The following is a 25,173-nucleotide window of genomic DNA, read 5'->3' as shown; positions in this document are numbered from 1 at the left end:
GTCGCCATCAGCGCAGCCGGGCGCCCACCTGGTCGCCCGCATGCGCGACCGCCGCGAGTTTGGCCTCGTTGGCCTCCTCTTCGGTCAGGGTGCGGTCGTCGGCGCGGAAGCACAGCGCGAACGTCAGTGACTTGCTCCCGGCACCGACCTGATCCCCGGTGAAGATGTCGAACAGATCGATGGACTCGAGGAGTTCCCCGGCACCGGCCCGTAGGGCGGCCTCGACCTGGGCGGCGGCCACGGTGTCCGGGACGACGACGGCCACATCCTGCAGAACCGCCGGGAACGGCGACACCCGCGGCGCCGGCAGACGCTGCTCGAGCGGCACCGCGTCGATGTCGATCTCCACCGCGCACAACCGCTTCGGCAGACCGGCACGCTCCAGGACTGCCGGGTGCAACTCGCCGGCATGCCCGACGGTGACGCCCTCGACGACGACACGTGCGCAGCGGCCCGGATGCCACGGGCGGTGGTCGTCGGCGACCAGCTCGACCTCGACACCGGATGCGCGTCCGATCGCCCGCGCGGCCTCGAACGCGTCCACGTGGTCCGCGGGACGGCCCGGTCCCCACGGACCGGCGGGATCGCGCAGCCCGGTCAGGATCACGGCGACGTGCAGCGGCTGACGTGGCAGCGACACATCGAGTGCGGCGATCTCCTCGTCCGACGGGCGATGGGTGACGTCGAGCGCGCCGACCGAGGTGACCTGATCACCGGCCAGCACGATCTGGCCGATCGTGTAGAGCGACAGGTCACGCTGACCACGGGCGATGTTGCGCGCAGTCATCTCCAGCAGTCCGGGAAGGAGCGTGGTGTTCAGCTCGGGGCGTTCGGATTCGAGCGGGTTGAGGACCTTCACCGTCCGTCGGCGTTCGTCGTCGGCGGGCAGATCCCAGAGGTCGAACACGCCGGCCGGCATGAACGGGTACGGCAGCACCTCGACGTAGCCGTCCAGGGCGAGGGTCCGGCCGATGCTGCGCCGACGACGCTGCGCGGCGGTGAGACCGGTCCCGGCGGGTGCGCGGGGCACGACCGCGGGGATGTCCTCGAGGCCTTCGAGGCGAAGGACCTCCTCCACGAGATCCGCGCGCTGCCGCAGATCGGGTCGCCATGACGGCGGGGTGACCCGGAGCGGATCGGCGCCGTCGACGGTGCAGCCGACCTCGGTCAGTCGCGCCGCCGTGGTGCCCGCCGGATAGTCGATACCCGCTGTGCGGTCCGGCTCGTCGGCGGGGATCGTGATGGCCTCGGGCTCGGCGACGGCGGTGCGCGCCTCGCTGAGCGGGGATGCGACAGTGCCACCCGCGATCTCGACGATGAGCTGCGCGGCACGATCCGACGCCACCGCGGTGATCTCCGGGTCGACGGTCCGCTCGAACCGCTTGCTCGCCTCGGAGGTGAGCTTGTGCCGCTTGGCCGTCCGGAACACCCGGACCGGATCGAACGTGGCCGACTCCAGCAGGATCGACGTCGTCGCATCGCCCACCTCGGTGGCGCCGCCGCCCATCACACCCGCGAGCGCGATCGGTCCGCTGTCGTCGGCGATGACCTCGTCCTCGGGGTCGAGGGTGCGCTCCACCCCGTCGAGCGTGGTGAGCTTCTCGCCGGGTGTGGCGGGTCGCACCCGGACGGTGCCCGCGAGCTTGTCGGCGTCGAAGGCGTGCAGCGGCTGTCCGAGCTCGATCATCACGTAGTTGGTCACGTCGACGATGGCCGAGATCGGCCGGATGCCCGCGACCATGAGCCGCTTCTGCATCCACCATGGCGAGACCGCGGTCGCGTCGACGCCGGTGAGGACCCGCGCGGTGTAGCGAGTGGCCGTCGAGTCGTCGGCGATCGCGACCGGCCAGGCCTGCCCGGTGCCGACGGCCGGTGGTTCGGAGTGCACCGGATCGGCCTGCGCGCCCGCACCGGCGCCCGGGTCGACGAACGGGACGCCGAAGCTGCCGGCGAGTTCGCGGCCGAGTCCACGCACCGAGAAGGCGTACCCGCGGTCGGGGGTGACGTTGATGTCGATCGCGGTGTCGTCGAGACCGAGGACCTCGCGGGCGTCCGCACCCGGTTCCGCGGTTCCCGGAGCGAGGACGAGAATCCCGCTGTGGTCGTGGCCGATGCCGAGTTCGGACACCGAACAGATCATGCCGTCGGACACCCGGCCGTAGGTCTTGCGTGAGGCGATCTCGAACGGTCCGGGCAGCACGACGCCGGGCAGGGCCGCCACGATGAGGTCACCTTCGGTGAAATTGCGGGCACCGCAGACGATCCCGCGCGGCTCGCTCTCTCCCACCTCGACCGTGCAGAAGCGGATGGGCTTCTTGAACTCGGTCAGTTCCTCGATGGTCGCGACCCGTCCGATGACCAAGGGCCCGGTGATCACCGGGAACGGGTCGATGCCCTCGATCTCGAAGCCGACGCGGACGAAGCCCCGGTCGATCTCCTCGGTGGTCGCCGACCACTGCGGGTCTCCTTGGCGGAGCACCTCGGTGTACCAGGACTGGGGGGCACGCACGTCAACCAACTACTTTCATCGATCGGTTTCTGCTCAAGTGTTCTGTCACGGGTGACTCGGACCGCAGCGGCCGGTCAGACCGCGGGGCCGAACGGCACGGTGAAACGGATGTCACCCTCGACCATGTCACGCATGTCGGAGATGTCGTTGCGGAACTGCAGGGTGCGTTCCAGGCCCATGCCGAACGCGAAGCCGGTGTACACGTCCGGGTCGATACCGTTGGCCCTCAGCACATTCGGGTTCACCATGCCGCAGCCGCCCCATTCCACCCAACCGGCGCCACCCTTCTTGGCGGGGAACCAGACGTCGACCTCTGCCGATGGCTCGGTGAACGGGAAGTAGCTCGGCCGCATCCGCGTCGTGGTGTCGGGGCCGAACAGGGCCCGCGCGAACACCTCGAGAGTGCCGCGCAGATTCGCCAGGGTGAGCCCCTTGTCGACCGCCAGTCCCTCGATCTGATGGAAGACCGGGGTGTGGGTGGCGTCGAGTTCGTCGGTGCGGAACGTGCGTCCCGGGCAGGCGACGTAGATCGGCAGTTCTCGGTCGAGCATCGAGCGCACCTGCACCGGGGACGTGTGGGTGCGCAACACCTGCCGGGATCCCTCGGGGGCGATGTAGAAGGTGTCCTGCATCGACCGGGCCGGATGGTCGGGCAGGAAGTTGAGTGCGTCGAAGTTGTGGTGTTCGGTCTCGACCTCGGGGCCCTCGGCGATCTCCCAGCCCATGCCGACGAAGACATCCGCGACCTGTTCGGCGATCACCGTGATCGGGTGGCGCGCACCCACGCGGCGACGTCCGCTGGGCAGCGTGACATCGACGGACTCGGCGACCAGGACGGCCTGGTCTCGCTCGGCCTGCAGCGCCGTCGTGCGCAGATCGAATGCGGCGCTGACCCGTCCGCGAACCTCGTTGACGAGCTTGCCGCCCGCGGAACGCTGATCCTTGGGGATGCTGCCGAGTGCACGACGAGCGAGCGCGATGGGTGATCGGTCGCCGAGGTGAGCCGTCTTGGCCTGTGCGAGGCCGTCGAGGTCGGCGGCCGCCTCGAACGCGGCGACGGCGGCCGCGGCCGCGGCGTCGAGTTCCTGCGGTTCCGGGAACCGCGTCTCTGGGGCGTCGTCGGCAGAGCTGGCCACGGGCGGAGTTCTCCTCGATGTCGAAAACAGGCGTTCGGATGCGGCTACCAGCCTAGACGAGCCGCCGGGGTCGCCACGGCGCAGGTCGGTGCGCTCGGAGCCGACGATGAGGTGTCCGATGCCGTCGTCTCAGGCGCGTCGCGGAAGCGCGATCGCGCGTGCGACGATTGCGCCGCCGACGGCGAGCGCCGCCCAGACGAGACCCTCGTCGGCGAGACCGGTGCGCGCCATCATCAGCGTGGCGATCCCGACCCCGATGAGGCCGAGGAGGACGGCACGGTCGCGGATCGGGCCGGCGTCGCGGCGCAGCGGTGCGTCCCACCATGGAAGCGGGTCGTTCTCGCGGCCCGAGAGCAGCGCGACGACCGGAACCATCAACGCCAGGACCAGCACCGTCTGCGTACCGACGACGGCGACGAACGCGGCGGGATTCGTCTGGTCGCGGGTCAGTCCCACGAGCTCGCCTGCGCCGATGACGAGGGCGAGTACCGGCAGATGCCACAGATAGAGGGTCATCGCGCCCCGGTTCCCGACAACCACCCACCACCAGATCCGCGGCCGGTTCGCCACCGCCGACAACGGGCCCCGGAGCGCGATGGCCGCCGCGCACAGCACGATGGTGTGCCCCGCGAGGAGAAGGCTCGGCGGATTCATGTTCGACAGTTGTTGGCCGGGCACGGTCACCAGGGACACCTCGTAGGGGCCCACCTGGACCAGCAGCAGGTCGACGGCGAGGAACACGAGCGCCCCGCACACGGCCTGTGCCGAGGTGACGAGTCGCTTGGCATACCCGACACCGAGGATCGCGGGCAGGGTCCAGACGGTCAGGAACGAGAGGATCCCCACCGATGTGATTCCGGCCGCCAGTCGGAGGACGTCGATGACGGCGGTCGTACCCCATGCGACGCCGATCGCGACCGCGAGCTGCCGAGGGGTCGAGATGTGGTGCAGCAGCGGCACCACCGCGAGCACGAGGAGGTAGGCGCCGAGGAACCAGAGGAGTTGGACGCCGAGATGCGCGATGACGTCGGCGGCGGTCGACCATCCCATGGCACCGGTGACGAGCAGCGCCGCGACGACGGCGAGCAGATACCAGAAGACCGGTCGCAGGAGACGCTGCGCGCGGGCCAGCAACCAGTGTCCCGTCGACGTCGACGGGCGTGACCGCAAGCCGTGGGTCGCGGCGGCCGCGCCGGCGAAGAAGAACAGCGGGAGGATCTGCAGGAGCCACGTCGCGCCCTGCATGATCGGGACGTCGGCGAGCAGGTTCCCCAGGTGCAGACCATCGTCGTCGGCGGAGACGGTGAGCATCAGGGAGTGCCCGGCGACGACCACGACGAGCGACGCGAGGCGAAGGACGTCGACGACCCGGTCGCGCGAGCCGGTGAGGACGTCGAGGTCGGCGGCCGTCGGAAGGGATCTGCGCGGACTGCTGTCGGGAGTCCGCCCACCGGGGTGAGTTCGCATGCATCGAGGATCCGTTTCGCCGGCCGTCGACGGATGAGCAGTTCTACTCGGATGTCCCTGAGCAGTTCTCGTCTCGGTCGCGGGTCCGGGACGGTCGCCGAGGAGACAGGGCGGCCGGGGTGAGAGCACGATCGGAGTGCACGATCGGCGGAAATCCGGACACGATCGGCGGAAAACAGGGCACGGTCGGCATCGGGAGAGGTTCCGCGACCCGGGTATCCGACGCGGATCCCGGGTTCACCCGGTCAGGGCATCTCCACGGTCTGGGCGCGGCGGATCTCCTCCACGGCGCGCATCAGATAGTCCTTGTGGTCGATCTTTCCGGCGGCGAGCAGATCGGCGATCACGAGCACGGCCGCACCGACCACGTCGGCCGCCGCGATGGCGGTTGTCCGACCCTCGCCGTCCTCACCCGGTTCGGCAACCCCCAGTGCACCGGTGAGCACCACCACGACGGCCGACGGATCCGCGGGCGCATCCCACAGGCCGGCGCCAGTGATCGTGCGTCGCAGGACCTCGGAGACATCGTCCCCGCTCACACCATCCTGGTACAGGGTCTCGAGCAGTTCGCGGACCATGAGTCCGTGAACCTCACGAGCCACCTCGGCGTGCTTCTCGAGCCGCCCGACGGCGTCGCGGAAATCCCCGATGTCCTGCGCGCGCGCCGCTCGGACCCCCTGATCGGTGGCCTCCGCGACGGTGCGAGCGGTCAGCGGCCATCCGGCCGGTGAGGTGTGCGTGTCCGCCATGGGTGTCTCCTGTCAGGTGTCGGGGACCGGTCGCTCAGCGGTCCGCCGATGCGTGGACCCGTGCGGTCGCGTACAAGCAGATGGCCGCTGCCGCAGCCAGATTCAGACTCTCGGCACGTCCACGGATGGGGATCGAGACGCGATGGTCGGCGGATCGCTGGACATCGGCGTCGAGTCCGTGGGCCTCGTTCCCGAAGAGCCAGGCGCACCGTCCGGCCAACGCGTCGTCGGCGTCGTCGAGTGCGAGTTCGCCGTCGGCGGCGGTCGCGAACTGGGTGATACCCGCCCGCCGGATCGCGGCCAGGCCGTCGTCGACGGACCGTTCACGGGCGATCGGCAGGTGGAATACGCTGCCCGCCGACGACCGGACGCTCTTGCCGTTGTGCGGGTCGACGGAGTCACCGAGCAGGATCATCGCCTCGGCACCCATCGCGTCGGCACAGCGGATGAGCGTGCCGACGTTGCCGGGCTCCCGCGGTTCGACCGCGACCGCGAGCAGGCGCGGAGAGGTCGCGAGGACGTCGTCGAGCGGGATGTCGAGCAGCCCGCAGATCGCGAAGACTCCGGGCGGCGTCTCGGTCTCGGAGAGCTTCTGGGCAGCGCGCGCGGTGAGTCCGACGACCGGCACACCGTCGGTGCTCGCGGTGTCGAGGACGGCGTCATGACGTCTGTCCTCGTCGTCGCGGACGAGGACGATCTGCGCACGGCCGGCGTCGAGCGCGGCGGTCACCGAGTTCGCGCCCTCGACGAGGAATCGCCCCTCCGCCCGGCGAACCGCGGCGCGATGGAGCTTGGCATACGACACGACCCGCGAGGAGCGTTCAGACAGAAGCTCCATCGCGGGTCGGGTCGGGTGCTGCGGTGCGATCAGGCAGCCGGGGCGTTGACGTCCGCCGGCAGCGCCTTGCGTGCGATCTCGACGAGACCGGTGAAGGCCTCGGGATCGGTCACGGCGATGTCGGCGAGGACCTTGCGGTCGACCTCGACGCCGGCGGCCTTCAGGCCCTGGATGAAACGGTTGTAGGTGATGTCGTTGGCGCGGGCCGCGGCGTTGATACGCGCGATCCACAGCTTGCGGAACTCACCCTTGCGGGCGCGACGGTCCCGGTAGGCGTAGGTCAGCGAGTGGAGCTGCTGCTCCTTCGCCTTGCGGTACAGGCGCGAACGCTGTCCGCGGTAACCCTTGGATGCCTCCAGGGTCGAACGACGCTTCTTCTGGGCGTTGACAGCCCTTTTCACGCGTGCCATGTGTCAGTCCTCTTCGTTGGTCAGATGTCGGTTCTGCTGTCGTCGCCGGGCCTGGCCCGGGCGATCAGCGATTGAGCAGTCGCTTGATGCGCGGCGCGTCGTTCTCGCTCACGACGGCGATGCCGTCGAGGCGACGGGTCCGGCGCGACGACTTGTGCTCCAGCAGGTGGCGACGGTTGGCCTTCTGGCGAACGACCTTGCCGCTCCCGGTGACCTTGAATCGCTTCGCGGTGCCCTTGTGGGTCTTGCTCTTCGGCATGTGCTTCCTTCATTCGAGCGAGCGAGGACCCACCCGTGGGTGTCGGGTGGTCGTTCGCGCGCTGGTTGGTCAGTGCTCAGTGGCGGATGGTGTCACCCATCCCCACTCGCTATCAATTCGACTCGGCGTCCGTCGCGGCCGGCTTGGGTCCGCGGTCGTCGCGGCTCTGCTGCGCCTTCTGCCGGGTCTTCGCACCCTTGTGCGGCGCCAGCACCATCGTCATGTTCCGGCCGTCCTGCTTGGCCGAGGTCTCGATGAAGCCGTAGTCGGCGACGTCGTTGCCCAGGCGCTGCAGAAGCCGGTAGCCCAGCTCCGGGCGCGACTGCTCACGACCGCGGAACATGATGGTCACCTTCACCTTGGACCCGGCCTCGAGGAACCTGACGACGTGACCCTTCTTGGTCTCGTAGTCGTGGTCGTCGATCTTCGGGCGGAGCTTCTGCTCCTTGATGACGGTCATCTGCTGGTTGCGACGCGACTCGCGCTGCTTCTGGGCGGCTTCGTACTTGAACTTGCCGTAGTCCATGATCTTGCACACGGGTGGCCGTGCGTCGGGCGCGACCTCGACCAGGTCGAGATCGGCCTCGTAGGCCAGGCGAAGCGCATCTTCAACACGCACGATGCCCACCTGCTCCGAGTTCGGTCCGACGAGTCGGACCTCAGGGACGCGGATGCGCTCGTTGATGCGGGTCTCAGTGCTGATGGGGCCTCCTTGATCAGTTCTTCTCCGGTGACCGCCAGGAGATGGGACTCCGGTGGCAGGGGGCCTCGCTTCTCAGCAGAAGAGCCCCGGGACGCTGATCGCATCCGCAGGGCTCCGTTACCGACCGGCTCGTCGACACACGTGTCGAACCGACGGAAACGCGCAGCTCGAAGGCGTTGCGACTGTCGGCGTGAACCGGACCGTACAACTGCGGTGAACCCGCGTCGTGACGGTGGGAGCGGAACTCCTCTTGCGACCCCGGCGCAAACCGGGGCGGTCGTGATATGGGAGTCTAGCAGCCATGACCGAGAACTCCTATTCGTCACCTGCACAGATGCCCGGTGAGGGTGCCGCGGCAGGCGGCGAGGGAGCAGTCGGTCCGGAGCAGACCGATCCTGACAACGTGCGGGATCTGGCCGATATTCCGGCCATCGAGGTGATCACCAGGGCGATCGTGATGCTCATGAGCGCATCGGCGGAGAAACTCGGGCTCGCCGAGGGCACGCCCGACGATCGCATCGACCTGCCCGAGGCCCGCACCCTGATCACCGCCCTGGCCGGGATCGTCGACGCGTCCAAGGCCGATCTCGGCATCCACGCAGCACCCATCCGGGACGGCCTCAAGCAGTTGCAGCTCGCATTCCGCGACGCGAGCGCCTACCCGGACGAGCCCGGCGAGGGTCCGGGCGAGAAGTACACGGGAGCTGTGCGCGACCGTCGTCGGTAGACGGCGCATACGAACCGACGACGTCCCGACATCCCGGTGCCGGTTGCGAACGTCGGCGCCTGCGTCCGAGCGACGTAGGCTGGAAGAGTGAGCAGCGACACCCCGCACGACCCTGCCCAGGATCCCGTCACCGATGCCCAGCCGGGCGTCCTCGACGGCGAGGTGGTGAGCAATCCTTCGCAGGCGCCCGCGACTCCCCCGCCGCCCGGGTACACACCACCGATCCCGGACCCGAACTACACGAACTCGGGCGTCCCGACCTTCGACTTCGTGCGCGACAAGATCGAGAACCGCATCTCGACGGCGATCGGCAGTGAGGAACTCGCCCACGCCGGTCCCGAGGGCCAACAGGTCGACGAGATGATGCGCAAGCGCGACGAGGCGGCCCGAAAGAAGCTCGAAGAGATCCGTAAATCCATGGGCAAGTAGCCGTTTCGGGTGCCGAGGGCAGAAGTTCGCGGCCCTTCGTGACACTCGCAAGCTCGTTCCTCAGGGACCACCAGCCCTCGATCGGACGGGGTCAGCCGGCCGACGCCACCGTCTCGTCGACGTCGAGGATGTCCGCGAGGAACTTCCCGGTGTGGCTCGACGGCTCGAGTGCGATGTCCTCGGGTGTGCCCTCGGCGACGACGGTTCCGCCGCCGGTGCCGCCCTCCGGCCCCATGTCGATCACCCAGTCCGCCGTCTTGATCACGTCGAGGTTGTGCTCGATGACGATGACCGTGTTGCCCTTGTCGACCAGTCCGCTGATCACACCCAGCAGCTTCTTGATGTCCTCGAAGTGCAGACCGGTCGTCGGCTCGTCGAGGATGTAGACGGCCCGGCCGTTGGTCCGCTTCTGCAGTTCGGACGCGAGCTTCACACGCTGTGCCTCACCGCCGGACAACGTGGGCGCGGGCTGACCCAGTCTCACGTATCCGAGCCCGACGTCGACCAGGGTCTTCAGGTAGCGGTGGATCGACGTCACCGGCTCGAAGAAGTCGGCCGCCTCCTCGATCGGCATGTCGAGGACCTCGGAGATGGTCTTGCCCTTGTAGTGGACCTCGAGTGTCTCGCGGTTGTACCGCGCCCCGTGACACACCTCGCACGGCACGTAGACGTCGGGCAGGAAGTTCATCTCGATCTTGATCGTGCCCTCGCCGGTGCACGCCTCGCAGCGACCGCCCTTGACGTTGAACGAGAACCGCCCGGGCTGATAGCCGCGGACCTTTGCCTCGGTCGTCGCGGCGAACAGCGTGCGGATCTTGTCGAACACTCCGGTGTAGGTCGCCGGGTTGGATCGTGGCGTCCGTCCGATCGGCGACTGATCGACCCGCACCAGCTTGTCGAGCTGATCGAGACCCTTGACGCGCGTATGCCGGCCGGGGACCTGACGCGCACCGTTGAGCTTGTTGGCGAGCACGGTCGCGAGGATGTCGTTGACGAGCGTCGACTTGCCCGACCCGGACACACCCGTCACCGCGGTCAGGACACCGAGCGGGAAACCGACCTCGATCCCCTGCAGATTGTGTTCGCGCGCACCGACGACGGTGAGCTGCTTCTTCCGCGAGATCGGACGACGGATCGCCGGCACGGGCAACTCGTCGCGACCGGACAGGTACGCACCCGTCAGGGACCGGCGGTTCTTCAGCAGATCCTTGTAACTGCCGCTGTGCACGACCTCACCGCCGTGCTCGCCGGCCCGCGGACCGATGTCGACGATCCAGTCGGCGGCGCGGATGGTGTCCTCGTCGTGCTCGACGACGATCAGTGTGTTGCCGAGATCGCGCAGGCGCGTGAGGGTTTCGATGAGACGGCGATTATCGCGCTGATGCAGGCCGATCGACGGCTCGTCGAGGACGTAGAGCACCCCGGCGAGCCCGGAACCGATCTGGGTCGCCAGACGGATGCGCTGCGCCTCGCCACCGGAGAGTGAGCCCGCGGCCCGCGACAGCGACAGGTACTCCAGTCCGACGTCGAGCAGGAACGTGATCCGCGCCTGCACCTCTTTGAGCACGCGACCCGCGATCGCGGTCTGCCGTGCGTCGAGCGTGAGGCCGTTGAGGTAGTCGGCGCACTCCGCGACCGACAGCGCGCAGACCTCCGCGATCGACATCGCGCCGTGCGTCGGGTGATCGAGGGTGACCGAGAGGATCTCCGGGCGCAGGCGCGCACCGTGGCACGCCGGGCACGGAATGTCCCGCATGTAGCCCTCGTACCGCTCCTTCATCTGCTCGGACTCGGTCTGGTCCATGCGCCGCGCGAGGAACGACATGACGCCCTCGAACTCGGTGTAGTACGACCGGGTTCGGCCATAGCGGTTGCGGAACTTGACGTGCACCTGGTGGTCGCTGCCGTCGAGGATCGCCTTGCGCGCCTTGACGGGCAGCTTCTTCCACGGGGTGTCGACGGAGAAGCCCATCTGGTCGGCGAGCCCGCCCATCAGGCGCAGGAAGTAGTCGGCGTTGTGGCCGCCCGACCACGGCGCGATAGCACCCTCCGACAAGGACAGATCCGGATCGGGTACGACGAGTTCCTCGTCGACCTCCTTGCGGACCCCGAGGCCGTCGCACTCCGGGCATGCACCGTACGGCGAGTTGAACGAGAACGAGCGCGGCTCGAGATCGTCGATGGCGATCGGGTGGCCGTTGGGGCAGGCCATCCGCTCGGAGAAGCGACGTTCGCGGTGGGGGTCGTCCTCCTCGAGATCGACGAAGTCGAGGACGACGATCCCGTCGGCCAGCCGCAGCGCGGTCTCGATGGAGTCGGTGAGCCGTTGCTTGGCCGTCGGCTTGACCGCGAGGCGGTCGACGACGACCTCGATGTCGTGCTTCTCCTGCTTCTTCAGCTTCGGCGGGTCGGTGAGCTGGTGCACGACCCCGTCGATGCGGGCGCGTGAGAAACCCTGCGTCTGAAGTTCGGCGAACAGGTCGACGAACTCGCCCTTACGAGTCCGCACGACCGGTGCGAGCACCTGGAACCGGACACCGGCCTCCATGTCGAGCACCTGGTCGACGATCTGCTGGGGTGTCTGCTTGGCGATCAGCTCGCCACACTCCGGACAGTGCGCACGACCGGCCCGCGCGTAGAGCAGTCGCAGATAGTCGTACACCTCGGTGATGGTGCCCACCGTGGACCGCGGGTTCCGGTTCGTCGACTTCTGGTCGATGGACACCGCCGGCGACAGCCCCTCGATGAAGTCGACGTCGGGCTTGTCCATCTGCCCCAGGAACTGGCGGGCGTAGGCCGACAGGGACTCGACGTAGCGTCGCTGTCCCTCGGCGAAGATCGTGTCGAACGCCAGCGACGACTTCCCCGACCCGGACAACCCGGTGAACACGATCAGGCTGTCCCGCGGGAGATCCACGTCGATTCCGCGCAGGTTGTGTTCGCGGGCACCGCGGACGATCAGACGGTCAACCACTTGCAAGTCCTCATTCGTTGCTGATCCGGCGCATGCCGGAGTGCTGGTATGTGAGCGGGTTGATGCGGTCGGCCGACTGGGTTGGACCGCTCCGCGCGTACCTTAGCGACGACCACCGACAACTTCGCGATGGTCCATCAGCCAATGCTCCACGATACCCTCGCGAACCAACTGCAGGCCTTCTCGTCCGTCGCTAGCCTGGCGACCATGAGTCCCCAGGATGCTTCCCTCAGTGACACCTACACCGGCGATCTGTCGGAGTCGCCGGCGCCGCAACGCCGCACGCTCGACTCGGCGACCATCGTCAAACTCTCCGTCGGGCCGATGGACAACAACGTCTACGTCATCACCTCACGCGCGACCGGCGATCAGCTGATCATCGATGCCGCCAACGACGCCGACCGCATCCTCGAGCTGGTCCGCGAGTTGCCCGGGACCCCGCGACTGATCGTCACCACGCATCGCCACTTCGACCACTGGCAGGCGTTGGAGAAGGTGGCCGGTGAGCTCGGGGTCACGACCGCCGCCGGGCGCCACGATGCCGAGGAGCTGCCGGTCACGCCGGATCGGCTCGTCGACGACGGCGACACCATCACGGTGGGCGACCTCTCGTTCGAGGCGATCCACCTCGTCGGTCACACGCCGGGGTCGATCGCACTGGCCCTGACCGACGGCGACGTCGTCCACCTCTTCACCGGCGACTGCCTCTTCCCCGGCGGGGTCGGCAAGACCTGGGAGCCCGGCGACTTCGAGACCCTCCTCGGCGACGTGACCACCAAGATCTTCGAACGTTACGACGACAGCACGGTCGTCTATCCGGGCCACGGCAAGGACACGTCGCTCGGCGCCGAGCGTCCATCGCTGGCGGAGTGGCGCGAGCGCGGATGGTGATCGCCCGCTCCCACTGATGCGATCGAACCGACACCGCCACGCGCGCAGGCTGGGCGCCTGCGACGGCTGCTCGTGACCGGTAGCCTCGATGAGGTTCACCCGCTCAAACCACGGGCGGTGATTGTCCGAGTCCTGTCACGAGGAGGCCGTCAGTGTTGATCCGCCGAATTGCCCGACCCATGCTCGCCACAGTGTTCGTCGCATCGGGGATCGATGCACTTCGCAACCCGGGGCCGCGCGCCGAGAAGTCCCAGCAGTTCGTGGACAAATCGGTCGAGACCTTGCCCGACGAGGTCACCGACAACGTGCCGACGGATCCCGAGACCCTGGTCCGGGTCAACGGCGCGATCCAGATCGGCGGCGGAATCCTCTTGGCCACCGGCAAATTCCCTCGGGTCGCGGCCCTGGGTCTGGCCGGCTCGCTGGTGCCGACGACCCTGGCCGGTCATGACTTCTGGAATGAGACCGACCCACAGGCCCGCGCACTGCAGCGCACGCAGTTCCTCAAGAACGTGAGTCTGCTCGGCGGACTGCTCATCGCCTCGGTCGACACCGAGGGCAAGCCGTCCCTGGCCTGGCGCGGACGGCAGAAGGCGTCGGCCGCGAGCAGCGCCATCGCCGGCGCGCTGCCGGTCGTCGCCTCCGACTCCACCTGGGACACCATCCGCGAGCGGTCGGTCGAGGGCGCTCACGTGTTGGGCGAGCGCTCGGCCGAGGCGGCCGAGGTCGTGCGCCACCGGGCCCCGGAGCTGGCCGAGGCCGCGCGTGAGCGGTCCGTGGAGGCCGCCGAGGTCATCCGTCATCGTGCGCCCGAGATCGCCGAGGCCGCCGGCAAGTACTCGAGCGAGGCCGCCGAGGCCATCCGCCACCGGGCCCCGGAGCTGGCCGAGACCGCGCAGAAGCGCACCGCGGAGTTCGCCGAGATCGCGCAGAAGAAGTCCGCGGAGTTCGCCGAGGCCGCCCAGAAGCGTGCCGAGGAGGCCCAGAAGCGGTCCGACAAGGCTGCGAAGAAGTTCGAGAAGCGTTCGGACAAGACCGCCAAGAAGGTTCAGAAGAAGACCGACAAGGCCGTCAAGACCGCGCAGAAGAAGGCCGACAAGGCGGTTGCCGTCGCGCAGAAGAAGTCCGACAAGGCCGCTGATCGCATCAAGGATCGTGCACCTGAACTGGCGGACTCGGCTCGTGAGCGTTCGGCGGATGCCGCCGCGCTGATCCGCAAGCGCGCGCCGGAGCTGGCCGACACCGCCCGCGACCGTTCGACCGACGCCGCCGACTACATCCGTGCCCGTGCCGGCGAACTCGCCGACCAGGCAGACGCCTTGACCGCCACCGCCAAGGACCGCGCCGCCGAGGGTGCCGAGGAAGGCCGCCGTCGCCTGCGAAAGGCCCGCTCATAGTCCCGACCGATCATCCGTCGTCCCGGATCGGTGCCATCGGCCCATCCGGGACGACGCGTCCCGCCCACGAGTACCCGTGGACGACGACCGACGCCGACGCCGACGCCGCCATCGACTCGGCGGCGCTGACCGGCCGACATCTCGTCGTCGCCGTAGGGTCGAACGCCTCTCGCGACGTGCTGCGCACCAAGCTCGCCGCCGTTGTGTCGGGGAATCCGCCGCCGCCGATCATGCGGGTCACACTCGCCGACGTCGCGGTCGGACATTCCGCGCACGTCTCGGCGCGCGGATACATTCCGGCCGCACCTTTTCGCTCCGACGGGGCCTCGCTGAGCACCGTCGGCGCCTGGCTCACCGACGACGAGGCCGCCGCCCTCGACCACACCGAACCGAATTACGATCGCATGATGCTCTCCACCGCCGACCACCCGGTCGTCGCCGCTCCCGTTGTCCCACTGACATTCTCGCTCTACGTCTCTCGTCACGGCGTGCTCACCGATCCGCGTAGCGGACACAGGGTCCCGCTGGGACCGCAGCGGACCGTCGTCGCATGGCTGGATGCCGAACTCGCCGACCGGACCCTGTCCGGACCGGTCGACGATGTGTGTCGTCGGCTGGCGGTACCCCGACACGGCGCCCGGGTGTCGGCGGCGATGCGGTCGGCCGGCCTCGCATCCGGATGCGGGATCGGCACGGTGCCCGCCGAAGGAGCTGCACGACAGTGAGTTCCACGGACACCGGTTCCCCGGAGTACCCCACCATGTCGGGCGCGGACGCGCGGATCGACGAGGAACAGGCCCACCTCGACCTCGTGTATGCGCGACTCGACCGGATGCGCGCGAACACCCAGCGACGTCTCGCGACGACCCTGCGTGAGGCGGGCGGCACGCCGCAGGCACGGTCCGAGCGTGAGTCCTATGAGCGGATGTACACCGAGGACCTGGCGAAATTCGATGCCGCCGAACACAATCTCTATTTCGGGCGGCTCGACCTCGACGACGGGGAGGTGCGGCGCATCGGCCGTATCGGGGTGCTCAACGACGATGCCGCCGACACCACGCTGTTGCTGGACTGGCGCGCACCGCTGTCGCGGCCGTTCTATCTCGCCACTCCGGCGGCACCCGAGGAGGTCGACCGCCGACGACACGTCCGGACCCGGAGCCGTCGGGTCCGCGCCGTCAACGACGAGTTCCTCACCCTCGGCGACGCTTCACCGCATGACGTCGGACATGGCGATGTCGTCAACGAGACCGCCCTCGTCGCGGCGTTGAACGCCGCCCGCACCGGCGAGATGACCGACATCGTCGAGACGATCCAGCGTGAGCAGGATCTGATCATCCGCTCGCCGCACCGCGGGGTGACGGTGATCCAGGGTGGTCCCGGTACGGGCAAGACCGCGGTCGCGCTGCACCGGGCGGCCTATCTGCTGTACACCCACCGGGACATCCTGTCGCGCAGCGGGATCCTGATCATCGGCCCCAACGACGACTTCCTGAACTACATCGGCCAGGTGCTCCCCTCGCTCGGCGAGTCCGGCGTCCTACTCTCGACGGTCGGCGACCTGTTTCCCGGCGTCCACGCCGTCGCACCCGAGTCGCGGGAGGCCGCGGCGGTCAAGGGTGACCTGCGCATGGTGGATCTGCTCAAGCGGGCCGTGCGGGCACGCCAGTCACTGCCGAGCAGGCCGGTGCCGGTGGACTTCGACGGCTACCAGGTGATGATCGACTCGGCCCTGATCAAGGCTGCCCGCGCCAAGGCCCGCAGTTCGCGTCGCGCCCACAACCTGGCGCAACCCATCTTCATCCGTGCCGCGCTCGACGGTCTCGCGCAGGCCCACGCGCGGACGATCGGCTCGAGTCTGCTGGACGGGACCCAACTGCTCAGCGGCGCCGACATCGCCGACATCCGCCAGGAGATGGGCCACGACGGCGAGATCCGCCGTGCCTTGCTGAAGTACTGGCCGACACTCGGACCGCAGGACATGCTGCGCGAGTTGCTGTCCGATGCCGCTGCGATCCGCAAGGCGAGCCCCGGGTGGTCGGACGACGATCGCGCCGCGCTGCTCCGCGAGCCGACGTACGCGCAGCGGGATGGCAGCGACCTGACCTCCGCCGACGTGCCGCTGCTCGACGAGCTCGCCGAGCTGATCGGCTACGGCACCGACGATGCCGAGAAGGCCGAACGTGAGCGCTGGCGCCGACAACTCGCCGACGCGCAGGACGCGCTCGACATCCTGACCGGTTCGGCCCCACAGGATCTCGAGGACGAGCTCGACCCGGAGATCCTGATGGCCTACGACCTGATCGACGCGGAGACCCTGGCCGCCCGTCAGACCGAGACCCAGCGGCTGACGACGGCTGAGCGCGCCCACGGCGACCGCAACTGGGCATTCGGCCATGTGATCGTCGACGAGGCGCAGGAACTGTCCGCGATGGCGTGGCGGATGGTGATGCGGCGCATCCCCAATCGCTGGATGACCATCATCGGCGACACCGCCCAGACGGGAGATCTCGCGGGCACCCGGTCGTGGGGTCAGGTGCTGACGCCGTACGTCGCCGACCGCTGGCATCTGCGTGAGCTGACCGTGAACTATCGGACACCATCGGAGATCATGGACTACGCCACGCGGGTCCTCGCTCAGATCAATCCGGACATGACACCTCCGACGTCGTTGCGTAGCAACGGCATCGAGCCACGGGCCGTCCACACCGATTCGGCGGCGCTGGCCAAGGTAGCGGTGCTGGCGGCCACCCGGCCTGAACTCACCGGGCTGACGGCGATCATCGCGCCGGATCGGCTGCATGCCGAACTGCTCGTTGCCGTCGATGACATCGACTCGCCACCACGGATTCTCACCGTCGGCGCATGCAAGGGTCTGGAGTTCGACAACACGGTCGTGGTGGAGCCGGCGGAGATCATCGCGGATTCACCCCTGGGGCATTCGGATCTCTACGTCGCCCTGACGCGCGCCACCCAACGGCTCACCGTGGTGCACGCCGGTGACCTGCCGGACGAGTTGTCGGACATGACGAACGAAACCCCCGACACCTGGTAGGTGCCGGGGGTCCGGTCGAACAGTGGTAGCGGCGCGACCAGGTCGCGCGGGCTGGCTCGTGCGAACTACGTCGTGTGCACGATCAGCACGTCGCACGCCGACTTGCGCGCCACGTCGGCCGGCACGGAACCCAGCAGACGACCGGCGATCGAATTCAGGCCCTTGTTGCCGACGACGAGCAGATCCGCCTTGGTGTCGGTGACCAGCTGGAGCAGCGCGTCGACCGGTGCGCCCTTGATGGACCGCTGGTCGATGTTGGCCGCTCCGGCCTTGGTGGCACGCTCTTTCGCGCTCCGCAGGATCTCCTCGGTCGGCGTCGACCCGGTCACCTGGTAGGCCTCGTCCTTCAGGACGTCTGCAGCGCCGCCGGCGCCCTTGTCGTTCGGAAAGTAGGCGCACGCGATCACCAGCGACGCGGCGTCGCCCGCCAGTGCCCCCGCACGCTCGACCGCCTTCAGCGACGACTCAGAGCCATCGGTGCCGACGACGATCGTTGTGTATGCGCTCATCCCAACCTCCACGAGTCATTCCGCCCCGACGTCACGAGGCAGGTGTCATCCCCAACTGTAAAACCCCTGATCCGGCAGATTAGTTGGCGACGTGCCGGTTTGTCCGCCTTTCGTGGGGATCAGCACATTCATCGGATTCCTGCGGCGTCCATCCCCCGCAGTTCCTTCTTGAGATCCGCGATCTCGTCACGCAGCCGTCCCGCCAGCTCGAACTGCAGGTCACGGGCGGCGCTCATCATCTGTTCGGTGAGCTGCGCCACCAGATCCGCCAGTTCGGCCCGCGGCATCGCCGACGTGTCACGCTTCTCGATGACGCCCGAGCTACCCGCCTTGGACACCTCGCCCTGGGCGCGTCGCCCGCGGCTGGCGTTGCGGCCGGATCCGCCGATGGCGACCGCGTCGTCCTCGGCCTCGCGATAGACCTGATCCAGGATGTCGGCGATCTTCTTGCGCAACGGTTTCGGATCGATACCCATCTCGGTGTTGTAGGCCACCTGCTTCTCGCGGCGACGTTCGGTCTCGTCGATCGCATTGCGCATCGAATCGGTGATCTTGTCGGCGTACATGTGGACCTCGCCCGAGACGTTGCGCGCGGCACGCCCGATCGTCTGGATCAGAGAGGTGGTCGAACGGAGGAATCCCTCCTTGTCCGCGTCGAGGATGGCCACCAGCGACACCTCGGGCAGGTCGAGTCCCTCACGCAGCAGGTTGATGCCGACGAGGACGTCGTACTCGCCGCTGCGCAGCTGCCGCAGCAGTTCGACGCGTCGGAGCGTATCGACCTCGGAGTGCAGGTAGCGGACCCGGATACCGAGTTCCAGCAGATAGTCGGTGAGGTCCTCGGCCATCTTCTTGGTGAGGGTGGTGACCAGGACGCGTTCATCGCGCTCCGTACGCTCCCGGATCTCGTGCACCAGGTCGTCGATCTGCCCCTTCGTGGGCTTGACGATCACCTCGGGATCCACCAGACCGGTCGGACGGATCACCTGCTCGACGAACTCGCCGTTGGACTGACCGAGTTCGTAGGGGCCCGGAGTGGCCGACAGGTAGACCGTCTGACCGATGCGGTCGACGAACTCGTCCCAGGTGAGCGGGCGGTTGTCCACCGCGGACGGCAGCCGGAACCCGTAGTCGACGAGGTTGCGCTTGCGCGACATGTCGCCCTCGTACATGCCGCCGATCTGCGGCACGGTGACGTGCGACTCGTCGATGACGAGCAGGAAGTCCTCGGGGAAGTAGTCGATCAGGGTGGCCGGTGCACTGCCGGCGGCACGTCCGTCGATGTGGCGTGAGTAGTTCTCGATGCCCGAGCAGAATCCGACCTGCCGCATCATCTCCAGGTCGTAGCTGGTGCGCATCCGCAGCCGCTGCGCCTCGAGCAGCTTGCCCTTGCCCTCGAGCTCGGCCAGACGTGCCTCGAGTTCCTCCTCGATGCTCTTCATCGCCCGCTCCATCCGCTCCGGCCCGGCGACGTAATGCGTGGCCGGGAAGATGCGCAGCGAATCGACCTGCCGGACAACATCTCCGGTGAGCGGGTGCAGATAGTAGAGGGACTCCACCTCGTCTCCGAAGAACTCGATGCGGACGGCGAGCTCCTCGTAGGACGGGATGATCTCGACCGTGTCGCCGCGCACGCGGAAACTGCCGCGGGTGAACGCGGTGTCGTTGCGCGTGTACTGCACATCGACCAGCAGGCGCAGCAGTGCGTCGCGATCGATCTCGTCGCCGACTTCGAGTTCCACCGAGCGATCCAGATACGACTGCGGTGTACCGAGACCGTAGATGCAGGACACCGACGCCACCACGACGACATCCCGTCGCGACAGCAGATTGGAGGTGGCCGAATGTCGCAGCCGCTCGACGTCGTCGTTGATCGACGAGTCCTTCTCGATGTAGGTGTCGGTCTGCGCGATGTACGCCTCGGGTTGGTAGTAGTCGTAGTACGAGACGAAGTACTCGACGGAGTTGTTCGGCAGCATCTCGCGCAGCTCGTTCGCGAGCTGTGCGGCGAGGGTCTTGTTCGGCGCCATCACCAGGGTGGGTCGCTGCACCCGCTCGATCAGCCAGGCGGTGGTGGCCGATTTACCGGTGCCGGTGGCGCCGAGCAGGACGATGTCCTTCTCCCCCGACGTGATGCGTCGTTCCAGGTCATCGATGGCAGCCGGCTGATCGCCGGCAGGCTCGTACTCGCTGACCACCTCGAAGTGACCACCGGTGCGTTCGATCTCGCCGACCGGACGGAACTCGGAGTGCGCGAGGACCGGACGTTCTGCTGCAAAAGCCATAGTGCCAGGGTAAACGCGCGGTCCGACAGTTGTGTTCCACTGCGCCGGCACCGACGCCGGCGGACCGGGCCGAGCACGACGACCTGACCAGACGGACAGGCGACCATCTCACCTCTCGGGTCGAACATGTGCGTACCGAGACAGGTCATCTTGTGGGCGGTGTGACGTGGCGAACATTCTCGAGGGGTACATCGCATCCGGCACAAGGAGTTGCATCCCATGGCAATCGAGCTGAATCAGATCTGGGACTTCCCGATCAAGGACTTCCATCCGTTCCCCAACGCGAAGATCGGCGTGGGCGCCCACGACATGCTCGGCGTCGAGGCCAAGAACCTCGGCATGACCCGGGTGCTGCTGATGACCACCGGCCTGCGGGGGTCGGGCATCATCGAGGAACTCGTCGGCAAGATCGAGTACCAGGGTGTCGACGTCGTCCTCTACGACAAGGTGGAGTCCAACCCCAAGGACTACAACTGCATGGACGCCGCGGCGCTGTATCAGTCGGAGAAGTGCGACGGCATCATCTCGGTCGGCGGCGGCTCCAGCCATGACGCCGCCAAGGGCGCCCGGATGGTGATCGCGCACGACGGCCGCAACATCAACGAGTTCGAGGGCTTCTCCAAGGCCACCAACAAGGAGAACCCGAAGCACATCGCGGTGTCGACGACCGCAGGCACCGGGTCGGAGACGTCGTGGGCCTACGTCATCACCGACACCTCCGACATGAACAAGCCGCACAAGTGGGTGGCCTTCGACGACACCTGCCTGGTCGACCTGGCGATGGACGACCCGCTTCTCTACTACTCGTGCCCCGAGCACTTCACCGCGTTCTGCGGGTTCGACGTCCTGGCGCACGCCAGCGAGCCCTATGTGTCGCGTCTGGACTTCGCGCCGTCGCTGGGCAATGCGAAGTACTCGATCGAGCTCATCCGCGATCACCTGCGCACCGCCGTCTACGAACCGCGCAACCTCGAGGCGCGTACCGGCATGATGCACGCGCAGTACATCGCGGCACAGGCGTTCAACTCGGGTGGTCTGGGTCTGATCCACTCGCTGTCACACGCGGTGTCGGCGTTCTACGACAGCCATCACGGCCTGAACAACGCCATCGCCCTGCCCCGTGTCTGGGAGTACAACCTCCCGTCGCGGTATGAGCGTTACGCCGACATCGCCGCGTTGCTCGGTGTCGACACGACCAACATGACCAAGGTGCAGGCCGCCGACGCCGCGGTCGAAGAGGCCATCCGGCTGTCGAAGGATCTCGGCATCCCGGACAACTTCGGTCAGCTCAGTGTGAACAGTTACGAGAAGAACCGGATGAACAGCGGCAAGTACGAGGGCCGCGGCGACACCATGGACACCTCGGACAAGCAGATCCGCGCGATCGCCGAGCACATGATGGACGACTGGTGCACGCCGGGCAATCCGCGCGAATGCACTGTGGAGTCCCTCATCCCGATGGTCACCCACGCGATGACCGGGAGCTACTGACGTCGGAGCGGGTACTCCCGTGGGCCGGCCCGGGCGAGGAACCGAACTGCCTCGCCCGGGTCGGCCGTACCGATGATCACCGTTCTGCGAAACGAGGAGCCATGCCGACGATGTCGACACTGTCCGTCCCCGCAACCGAGTTCTCCACCGTCGACGATCTCGTCGACGGACTCGAGAATCAGGGCTATCTGATCGACGACGATCTAGCCGTTGTCGTCCATCTCGCGACGTTGCTCGATCGTCCACTGCTCCTCGAAGGGCCTGCGGGCGTGGGCAAGACCGAACTCGCCAAGGCCCTCGCGGCCGCCGCCGGCCGGGACCTGATCCGGTTGCAGTGTTACGAGGGCCTCGACGAGTCGCGTGCCCTCTACGAGTGGGACTACGCCCGACAGCTGCTGCACGTACAGATGCTGCGCGACAGGATCAGTTCCGAACTCGCCCGCGAGACCACGCTGAGCGCGGCGTCGGCGGCTCTCGCGCGCACCGATGTCGGCGTGTACACCGAGGACTTCCTCGTGGCCCGGCCGTTGTTGGCGGCCATCATGTCGACGACGCCGACGGTGCTGCTCGTCGACGAGATCGACCGCAGCGACGAGGCGATGGAGGCGGTGATGCTCGAGGTGCTCGCCGAACGCCAGGTCACCGTGCCCGAACTGGGGACGTTCACGGCGCGCTCGGCACCATGGGTGATCCTGACCTCCAACGACACCCGCGAACTGTCCCCTGCGCTCAAACGGCGCTGCCTGCACTTCCAGGTGACCTACCCGAACGCCGAGCGGGAACGACGCATCGTGGCCGTGCGCGCACCGGAGGTCGAGGACGGTGTCGTCGCCGAGGTCGTCGACCTGGCCCGCCGCCTGCGCGACCTGCCGCTGCGCAAGAGCCCGTCGATCGCCGAGGTCATCGACGCGGCACGCGCCGCATCGTATCTCGGCAACCGACGCGATGACGCGGCAGCCGATGCGCTCCAACGGGATTCACTCGACCGTGCACTGCTGTCCCTGCTGGTGAAGTTCGGGAGCGATCTCGACGTGGCCCGGCGGGCGCTGACCGCAACCGATGCCGTCGACAACCCGAACGTGCGGGGCACCGCCGACGTCCACGGAGTCACACCGCAGGGGTCGGTGACCGCGACCGCGTTCGGGGCGGGCCGGGCCCGCAGCTCCGGCCGACGATGAGGCTCCGGCCGTGATCCGTCTCGCCGACAACGGTTCCCACGTCCGGGACAACGTGCTCGATCACCTCGCCGTGCTGTTCGGTCGCGTTCTCCGGGCACACGGTGTGGCCGCGTCGCCGGCAGAGGTCATCGAGGTCCGCCGGACGCTGTCACTGGTGGGTGCCGACGACCTGCCCTGTCTGCGCGCCGCACTGCGCGGCGTGACCGTCAAGTACGGGTACGAGGCCGAGGGTTTCGAGTGTGCCTTCGACCTGTTCTTCCTCGGCGCGGACGACCGAGGTCGCGACGAGGCGCTGCCCCGCCCTCGCGGGGTGGCCGGTGACCTACCCGAGGATGTCGTCTGGGACGACGACTTCGAGGGCGCGGCACGGATGATCGGGGCCGACGAGCACACCGACGAGATCGGTGACCTGATGGTCGACGACCCCGACGCACGGTCACGCAGTGGCGAGAGCGCCCATCGCGAGGAGAACGACTTCAGTGTGTCGGCCGGCGCCGAGCAGCTCGGCGTCGACACCGATGCGTCGACGGTGTCGGGCGGGGTCACCTACACCATCGAGGTGGACGAGGCGGATTCCGCGACGGTCGGCGAATTGGTCGGGGCGGCAACGCGTGTGAGCGGCACCCCGATCGGGCTGGCCGACGCCGCGGCGATCCTCGCCCTGCTCGACACCTACGATGCCCGACGTGCGTACGGCACCGATGGAGCGGAGGGGCTCGACGACGCGCAGCGCGCCGAACTCGAACGGGCGCTGTCGGCATTCGTCGACGCACTCTCCTCCCGCCTCGAGGCCCACGGGATGTCCACGCCGGATGACTCACCCCCGCGGGCGGTCGCCGATCAGGCCGAGATCGACCGTGCGTGTCACCGTCTGGTGCAGCGCATGCGTGGCGCACCCCGTCGCGTCGCGCGCGACGGTGACCGAGGCGCCCTCGACATGCGTCGCACCATGCGGGCCGCCGTCAGCACCGACGGTGTGCCGATCTCGCTGTGGCGGCGCATGCACACGCCGGGCCCGGTCCGGCTGCTCATCCTCGTGGACGTCTCTCTGTCGGTTCGCCCGGTCGCCGGGTTCGTGCTCAGGCTGGCCCAGACCCTGCACCGCGTCGGCGATCGGTGCGAGGTCATCGCGTTCGTCGACACCCCGGTCCGCGTGACGCCGGCGCTGCGCACCGCCTCGGCGGACGATGCACTGACCGCGGTCCTGGCCACGGACGGACTCGACCTCGCTGCGACAAGCGACTACGGCACGACGCTGCGTGGCCTGCTCGATGACTTCGGCGATCTCGTCGGACGCCGGACCTCCGTGCTCGTCGTCGGCGATGCGCGCAGCAACGGGTTCGATCCCCGCGTCGACCTGTTCGCGGAGCTGTCGCGGCGGACGCATCGCGTCGCGTGGTTGACTCCCGAACCGTCGCGCTACTGGTCGCAGACGGGATGCGGGCTCGCCGACTACGCCGAACACTGCTCAGGCGTGGTCAGCGCCCGCGACGGGGCCGAACTGGTCACCCGCGCCGACGAACTGGGTGCCGCGCTGAGCTGACGGCTGCCGTCAGCCACCCGCGGACGTGACACGGTATCCTTCCGCGCATGTCGACAGTGTCCGCCTTCGCCGCCCGCGTGCGCGGCGCAATGGTGGGCACCATGTCGGGCTCGGCGGCGCTGACCGCACACGGAGTGGGCGGCGGAATGCTCCCTTCGACCGGGTCGCTGGTGATGCTGATCAGTGGCTGCGCCGCCTTCGGGCTGTTGTGTTCCGGCCGCTGGGGCACAACACTGCCCGCCGTGACCGGCCAGCTCGCCGCCGGCCAGGTGGTCGGGCACCTGTTGATGACCGTCGCATCGGGTCATGGCCACGCCCTCGGAGCATCGTTCACGCCGACGATGATCAGCAGCCACCTGCTCTTCGCGGTGCTGGTGGGAGTCGGTCTGTGGACCGGCGAGCGACTGGTCCGCGTGCTGCTCACGTCGATCACGCGCTGGTTCAGGATCGGCCCGCCGGCGGTGCCCGAGTCGCCGCTGCACCGGTGGTCGACCTCATGGGACAGCGCTGCGCCGCGGCTCCTGCTGCTCACCTCCGGACCGGGCACCCGAGGCCCGCCGGCTCCTCTCCTCGCCGCCTGACGCGGCATCGTCCACACCCCGGCGTCGTCGACGACCGGGCAG

General features: G+C 68.1%; 22 protein-coding genes. 10 read left to right on the top strand and 12 right to left on the bottom strand.

Annotated elements, in window-relative coordinates:
- Positions 1-7 precede the first annotated feature (7 nt).
- From pheT to infC, 8 genes are all read right to left on the bottom strand, one after another.
- Positions 8-2,509, bottom strand: coding sequence for a phenylalanine--tRNA ligase subunit beta (gene pheT / locus EEB19_RS22935; RefSeq protein WP_187589631.1), 2,502 nt, complete (start codon positions 2,507-2,509; stop codon positions 8-10).
- Positions 2,510-2,583: 74 nt separating this feature from the next.
- Positions 2,584-3,645, bottom strand: a complete 1,062-nt coding sequence (pheS, locus tag EEB19_RS22930; protein ID WP_187589630.1) for a phenylalanine--tRNA ligase subunit alpha — start codon at positions 3,643-3,645, stop codon at positions 2,584-2,586.
- A 129-nt stretch (positions 3,646-3,774) separates the two neighbouring features.
- On the bottom strand, positions 3,775-5,112 hold the full coding sequence (locus EEB19_RS22925) for an acyltransferase family protein (protein ID WP_187589629.1): 1,338 nt from the start codon (positions 5,110-5,112) through the stop codon (positions 3,775-3,777).
- Between the two features lie 245 nt (positions 5,113-5,357).
- Positions 5,358-5,861, bottom strand: coding sequence for a hypothetical protein (locus tag EEB19_RS22920; protein ID WP_187589628.1), 504 nt, complete (start codon positions 5,859-5,861; stop codon positions 5,358-5,360).
- Positions 5,862-5,895: 34 nt separating this feature from the next.
- Positions 5,896-6,699, bottom strand: a complete 804-nt coding sequence (locus tag EEB19_RS22915; protein WP_187589627.1) for an RNA methyltransferase — start codon at positions 6,697-6,699, stop codon at positions 5,896-5,898.
- Between the two features lie 29 nt (positions 6,700-6,728).
- Entirely contained in the window at positions 6,729-7,109 is a 381-nt protein-coding gene (rplT, locus tag EEB19_RS22910) for a 50S ribosomal protein L20 (RefSeq protein ID WP_187589626.1), read from the bottom strand.
- Positions 7,110-7,173: 64 nt separating this feature from the next.
- The gene (gene rpmI / locus EEB19_RS22905) at positions 7,174-7,368 is read right to left on the bottom strand and encodes a 50S ribosomal protein L35 (RefSeq protein WP_187589625.1); all 195 of its coding nucleotides are present in this window, start codon (positions 7,366-7,368) and stop codon (positions 7,174-7,176) included.
- A gap of 112 nt (positions 7,369-7,480) precedes the next feature.
- On the bottom strand, positions 7,481-8,071 hold the full coding sequence (infC, locus tag EEB19_RS22900) for a translation initiation factor IF-3 (RefSeq protein ID WP_187589646.1): 591 nt from the start codon (positions 8,069-8,071) through the stop codon (positions 7,481-7,483).
- A gap of 301 nt (positions 8,072-8,372) precedes the next feature.
- Between infC and EEB19_RS22895 the strand changes: the two genes are divergently transcribed.
- Complete coding sequence (locus EEB19_RS22895) at positions 8,373-8,798, top strand: DUF1844 domain-containing protein (protein WP_187589624.1); 426 nt, start codon at positions 8,373-8,375, stop codon at positions 8,796-8,798.
- A gap of 162 nt (positions 8,799-8,960) precedes the next feature.
- Complete coding sequence (locus EEB19_RS22890) at positions 8,961-9,227, top strand: PspA domain-containing protein (RefSeq protein ID WP_262365869.1); 267 nt, start codon at positions 8,961-8,963, stop codon at positions 9,225-9,227.
- A gap of 91 nt (positions 9,228-9,318) precedes the next feature.
- Here the strand turns inward: EEB19_RS22890 and uvrA are convergent, their stop codons facing one another.
- On the bottom strand, positions 9,319-12,201 hold the full coding sequence (uvrA, locus tag EEB19_RS22885; RefSeq protein WP_187589622.1) for an excinuclease ABC subunit UvrA: 2,883 nt from the start codon (positions 12,199-12,201) through the stop codon (positions 9,319-9,321).
- Between the two features lie 207 nt (positions 12,202-12,408).
- On the opposite strand from uvrA, the gene EEB19_RS22880 reads away from it, so the two are divergent.
- Positions 12,409-13,092, top strand: a complete 684-nt coding sequence (locus tag EEB19_RS22880; RefSeq protein ID WP_187589621.1) for an MBL fold metallo-hydrolase — start codon at positions 12,409-12,411, stop codon at positions 13,090-13,092.
- Positions 13,093-13,244: 152 nt separating this feature from the next.
- The gene (locus EEB19_RS22875) at positions 13,245-14,489 is read left to right on the top strand and encodes a DoxX family protein (RefSeq protein WP_187589620.1); all 1,245 of its coding nucleotides are present in this window, start codon (positions 13,245-13,247) and stop codon (positions 14,487-14,489) included.
- Between the two features lie 10 nt (positions 14,490-14,499).
- Here the strand turns inward: EEB19_RS22875 and EEB19_RS22870 are convergent, their stop codons facing one another.
- Positions 14,500-14,676 carry a hypothetical protein gene (locus EEB19_RS22870; RefSeq protein WP_187589619.1) on the bottom strand — a complete coding sequence of 59 codons (177 nt, stop codon included), beginning with the start codon at positions 14,674-14,676 and terminating at the stop codon, positions 14,500-14,502.
- Here EEB19_RS22870 and EEB19_RS22865 point away from each other — a divergent pair.
- Both EEB19_RS22865 and EEB19_RS22860 read left to right on the top strand, forming a co-directional pair.
- A complete protein-coding gene (locus EEB19_RS22865) occupies positions 14,666-15,214 on the top strand; it encodes a hypothetical protein (protein WP_262365868.1) in 549 nt (182 codons plus the stop codon). The genes EEB19_RS22870 and EEB19_RS22865 overlap by 11 nt on opposite strands.
- Positions 15,215-15,249: 35 nt before the next feature.
- Positions 15,250-17,544 (top strand): AAA family ATPase, encoded by a 2,295-nt coding sequence (locus EEB19_RS22860; RefSeq protein WP_187589644.1) that lies wholly within the window; start codon positions 15,250-15,252, stop codon positions 17,542-17,544.
- Positions 17,545-17,609: 65 nt separating this feature from the next.
- On the opposite strand, the gene EEB19_RS22855 is transcribed toward EEB19_RS22860, so the two are convergent.
- Positions 17,610-18,053, bottom strand: coding sequence for a universal stress protein (locus tag EEB19_RS22855; protein WP_187589618.1), 444 nt, complete (start codon positions 18,051-18,053; stop codon positions 17,610-17,612).
- A 128-nt stretch (positions 18,054-18,181) separates the two neighbouring features.
- Positions 18,182-20,338, bottom strand: a complete 2,157-nt coding sequence (uvrB, locus tag EEB19_RS22850; protein ID WP_187589617.1) for an excinuclease ABC subunit UvrB — start codon at positions 20,336-20,338, stop codon at positions 18,182-18,184.
- Between the two features lie 219 nt (positions 20,339-20,557).
- Here uvrB and mdo point away from each other — a divergent pair, with 219 nt between their 5' ends.
- The 4 genes from mdo (at position 20,558) to EEB19_RS22830 (ending at position 25,131) form a co-directional block, all read left to right on the top strand.
- Positions 20,558-21,829 (top strand): NDMA-dependent methanol dehydrogenase, encoded by a 1,272-nt coding sequence (gene mdo / locus EEB19_RS22845; RefSeq protein ID WP_187589616.1) that lies wholly within the window; start codon positions 20,558-20,560, stop codon positions 21,827-21,829.
- Between the two features lie 110 nt (positions 21,830-21,939).
- Positions 21,940-23,007, top strand: a complete 1,068-nt coding sequence (locus tag EEB19_RS22840; protein ID WP_262365867.1) for a MoxR family ATPase — start codon at positions 21,940-21,942, stop codon at positions 23,005-23,007.
- A gap of 10 nt (positions 23,008-23,017) precedes the next feature.
- Complete coding sequence (locus EEB19_RS22835) at positions 23,018-24,550, top strand: VWA domain-containing protein (RefSeq protein ID WP_262365866.1); 1,533 nt, start codon at positions 23,018-23,020, stop codon at positions 24,548-24,550.
- 47 nt (positions 24,551-24,597) lie between these two features.
- On the top strand, positions 24,598-25,131 hold the full coding sequence (locus EEB19_RS22830; protein WP_187589614.1) for a hypothetical protein: 534 nt from the start codon (positions 24,598-24,600) through the stop codon (positions 25,129-25,131).
- Positions 25,132-25,173: the final 42 nt, after the last annotated feature.

The sequence above is a fragment of the Gordonia sp. OPL2 genome, assembly GCF_003797825.1.
Classification (GTDB): domain Bacteria; phylum Actinomycetota; class Actinomycetes; order Mycobacteriales; family Mycobacteriaceae; genus Gordonia.
This window is presented reverse-complemented; position numbering and strand designations above follow the sequence as displayed.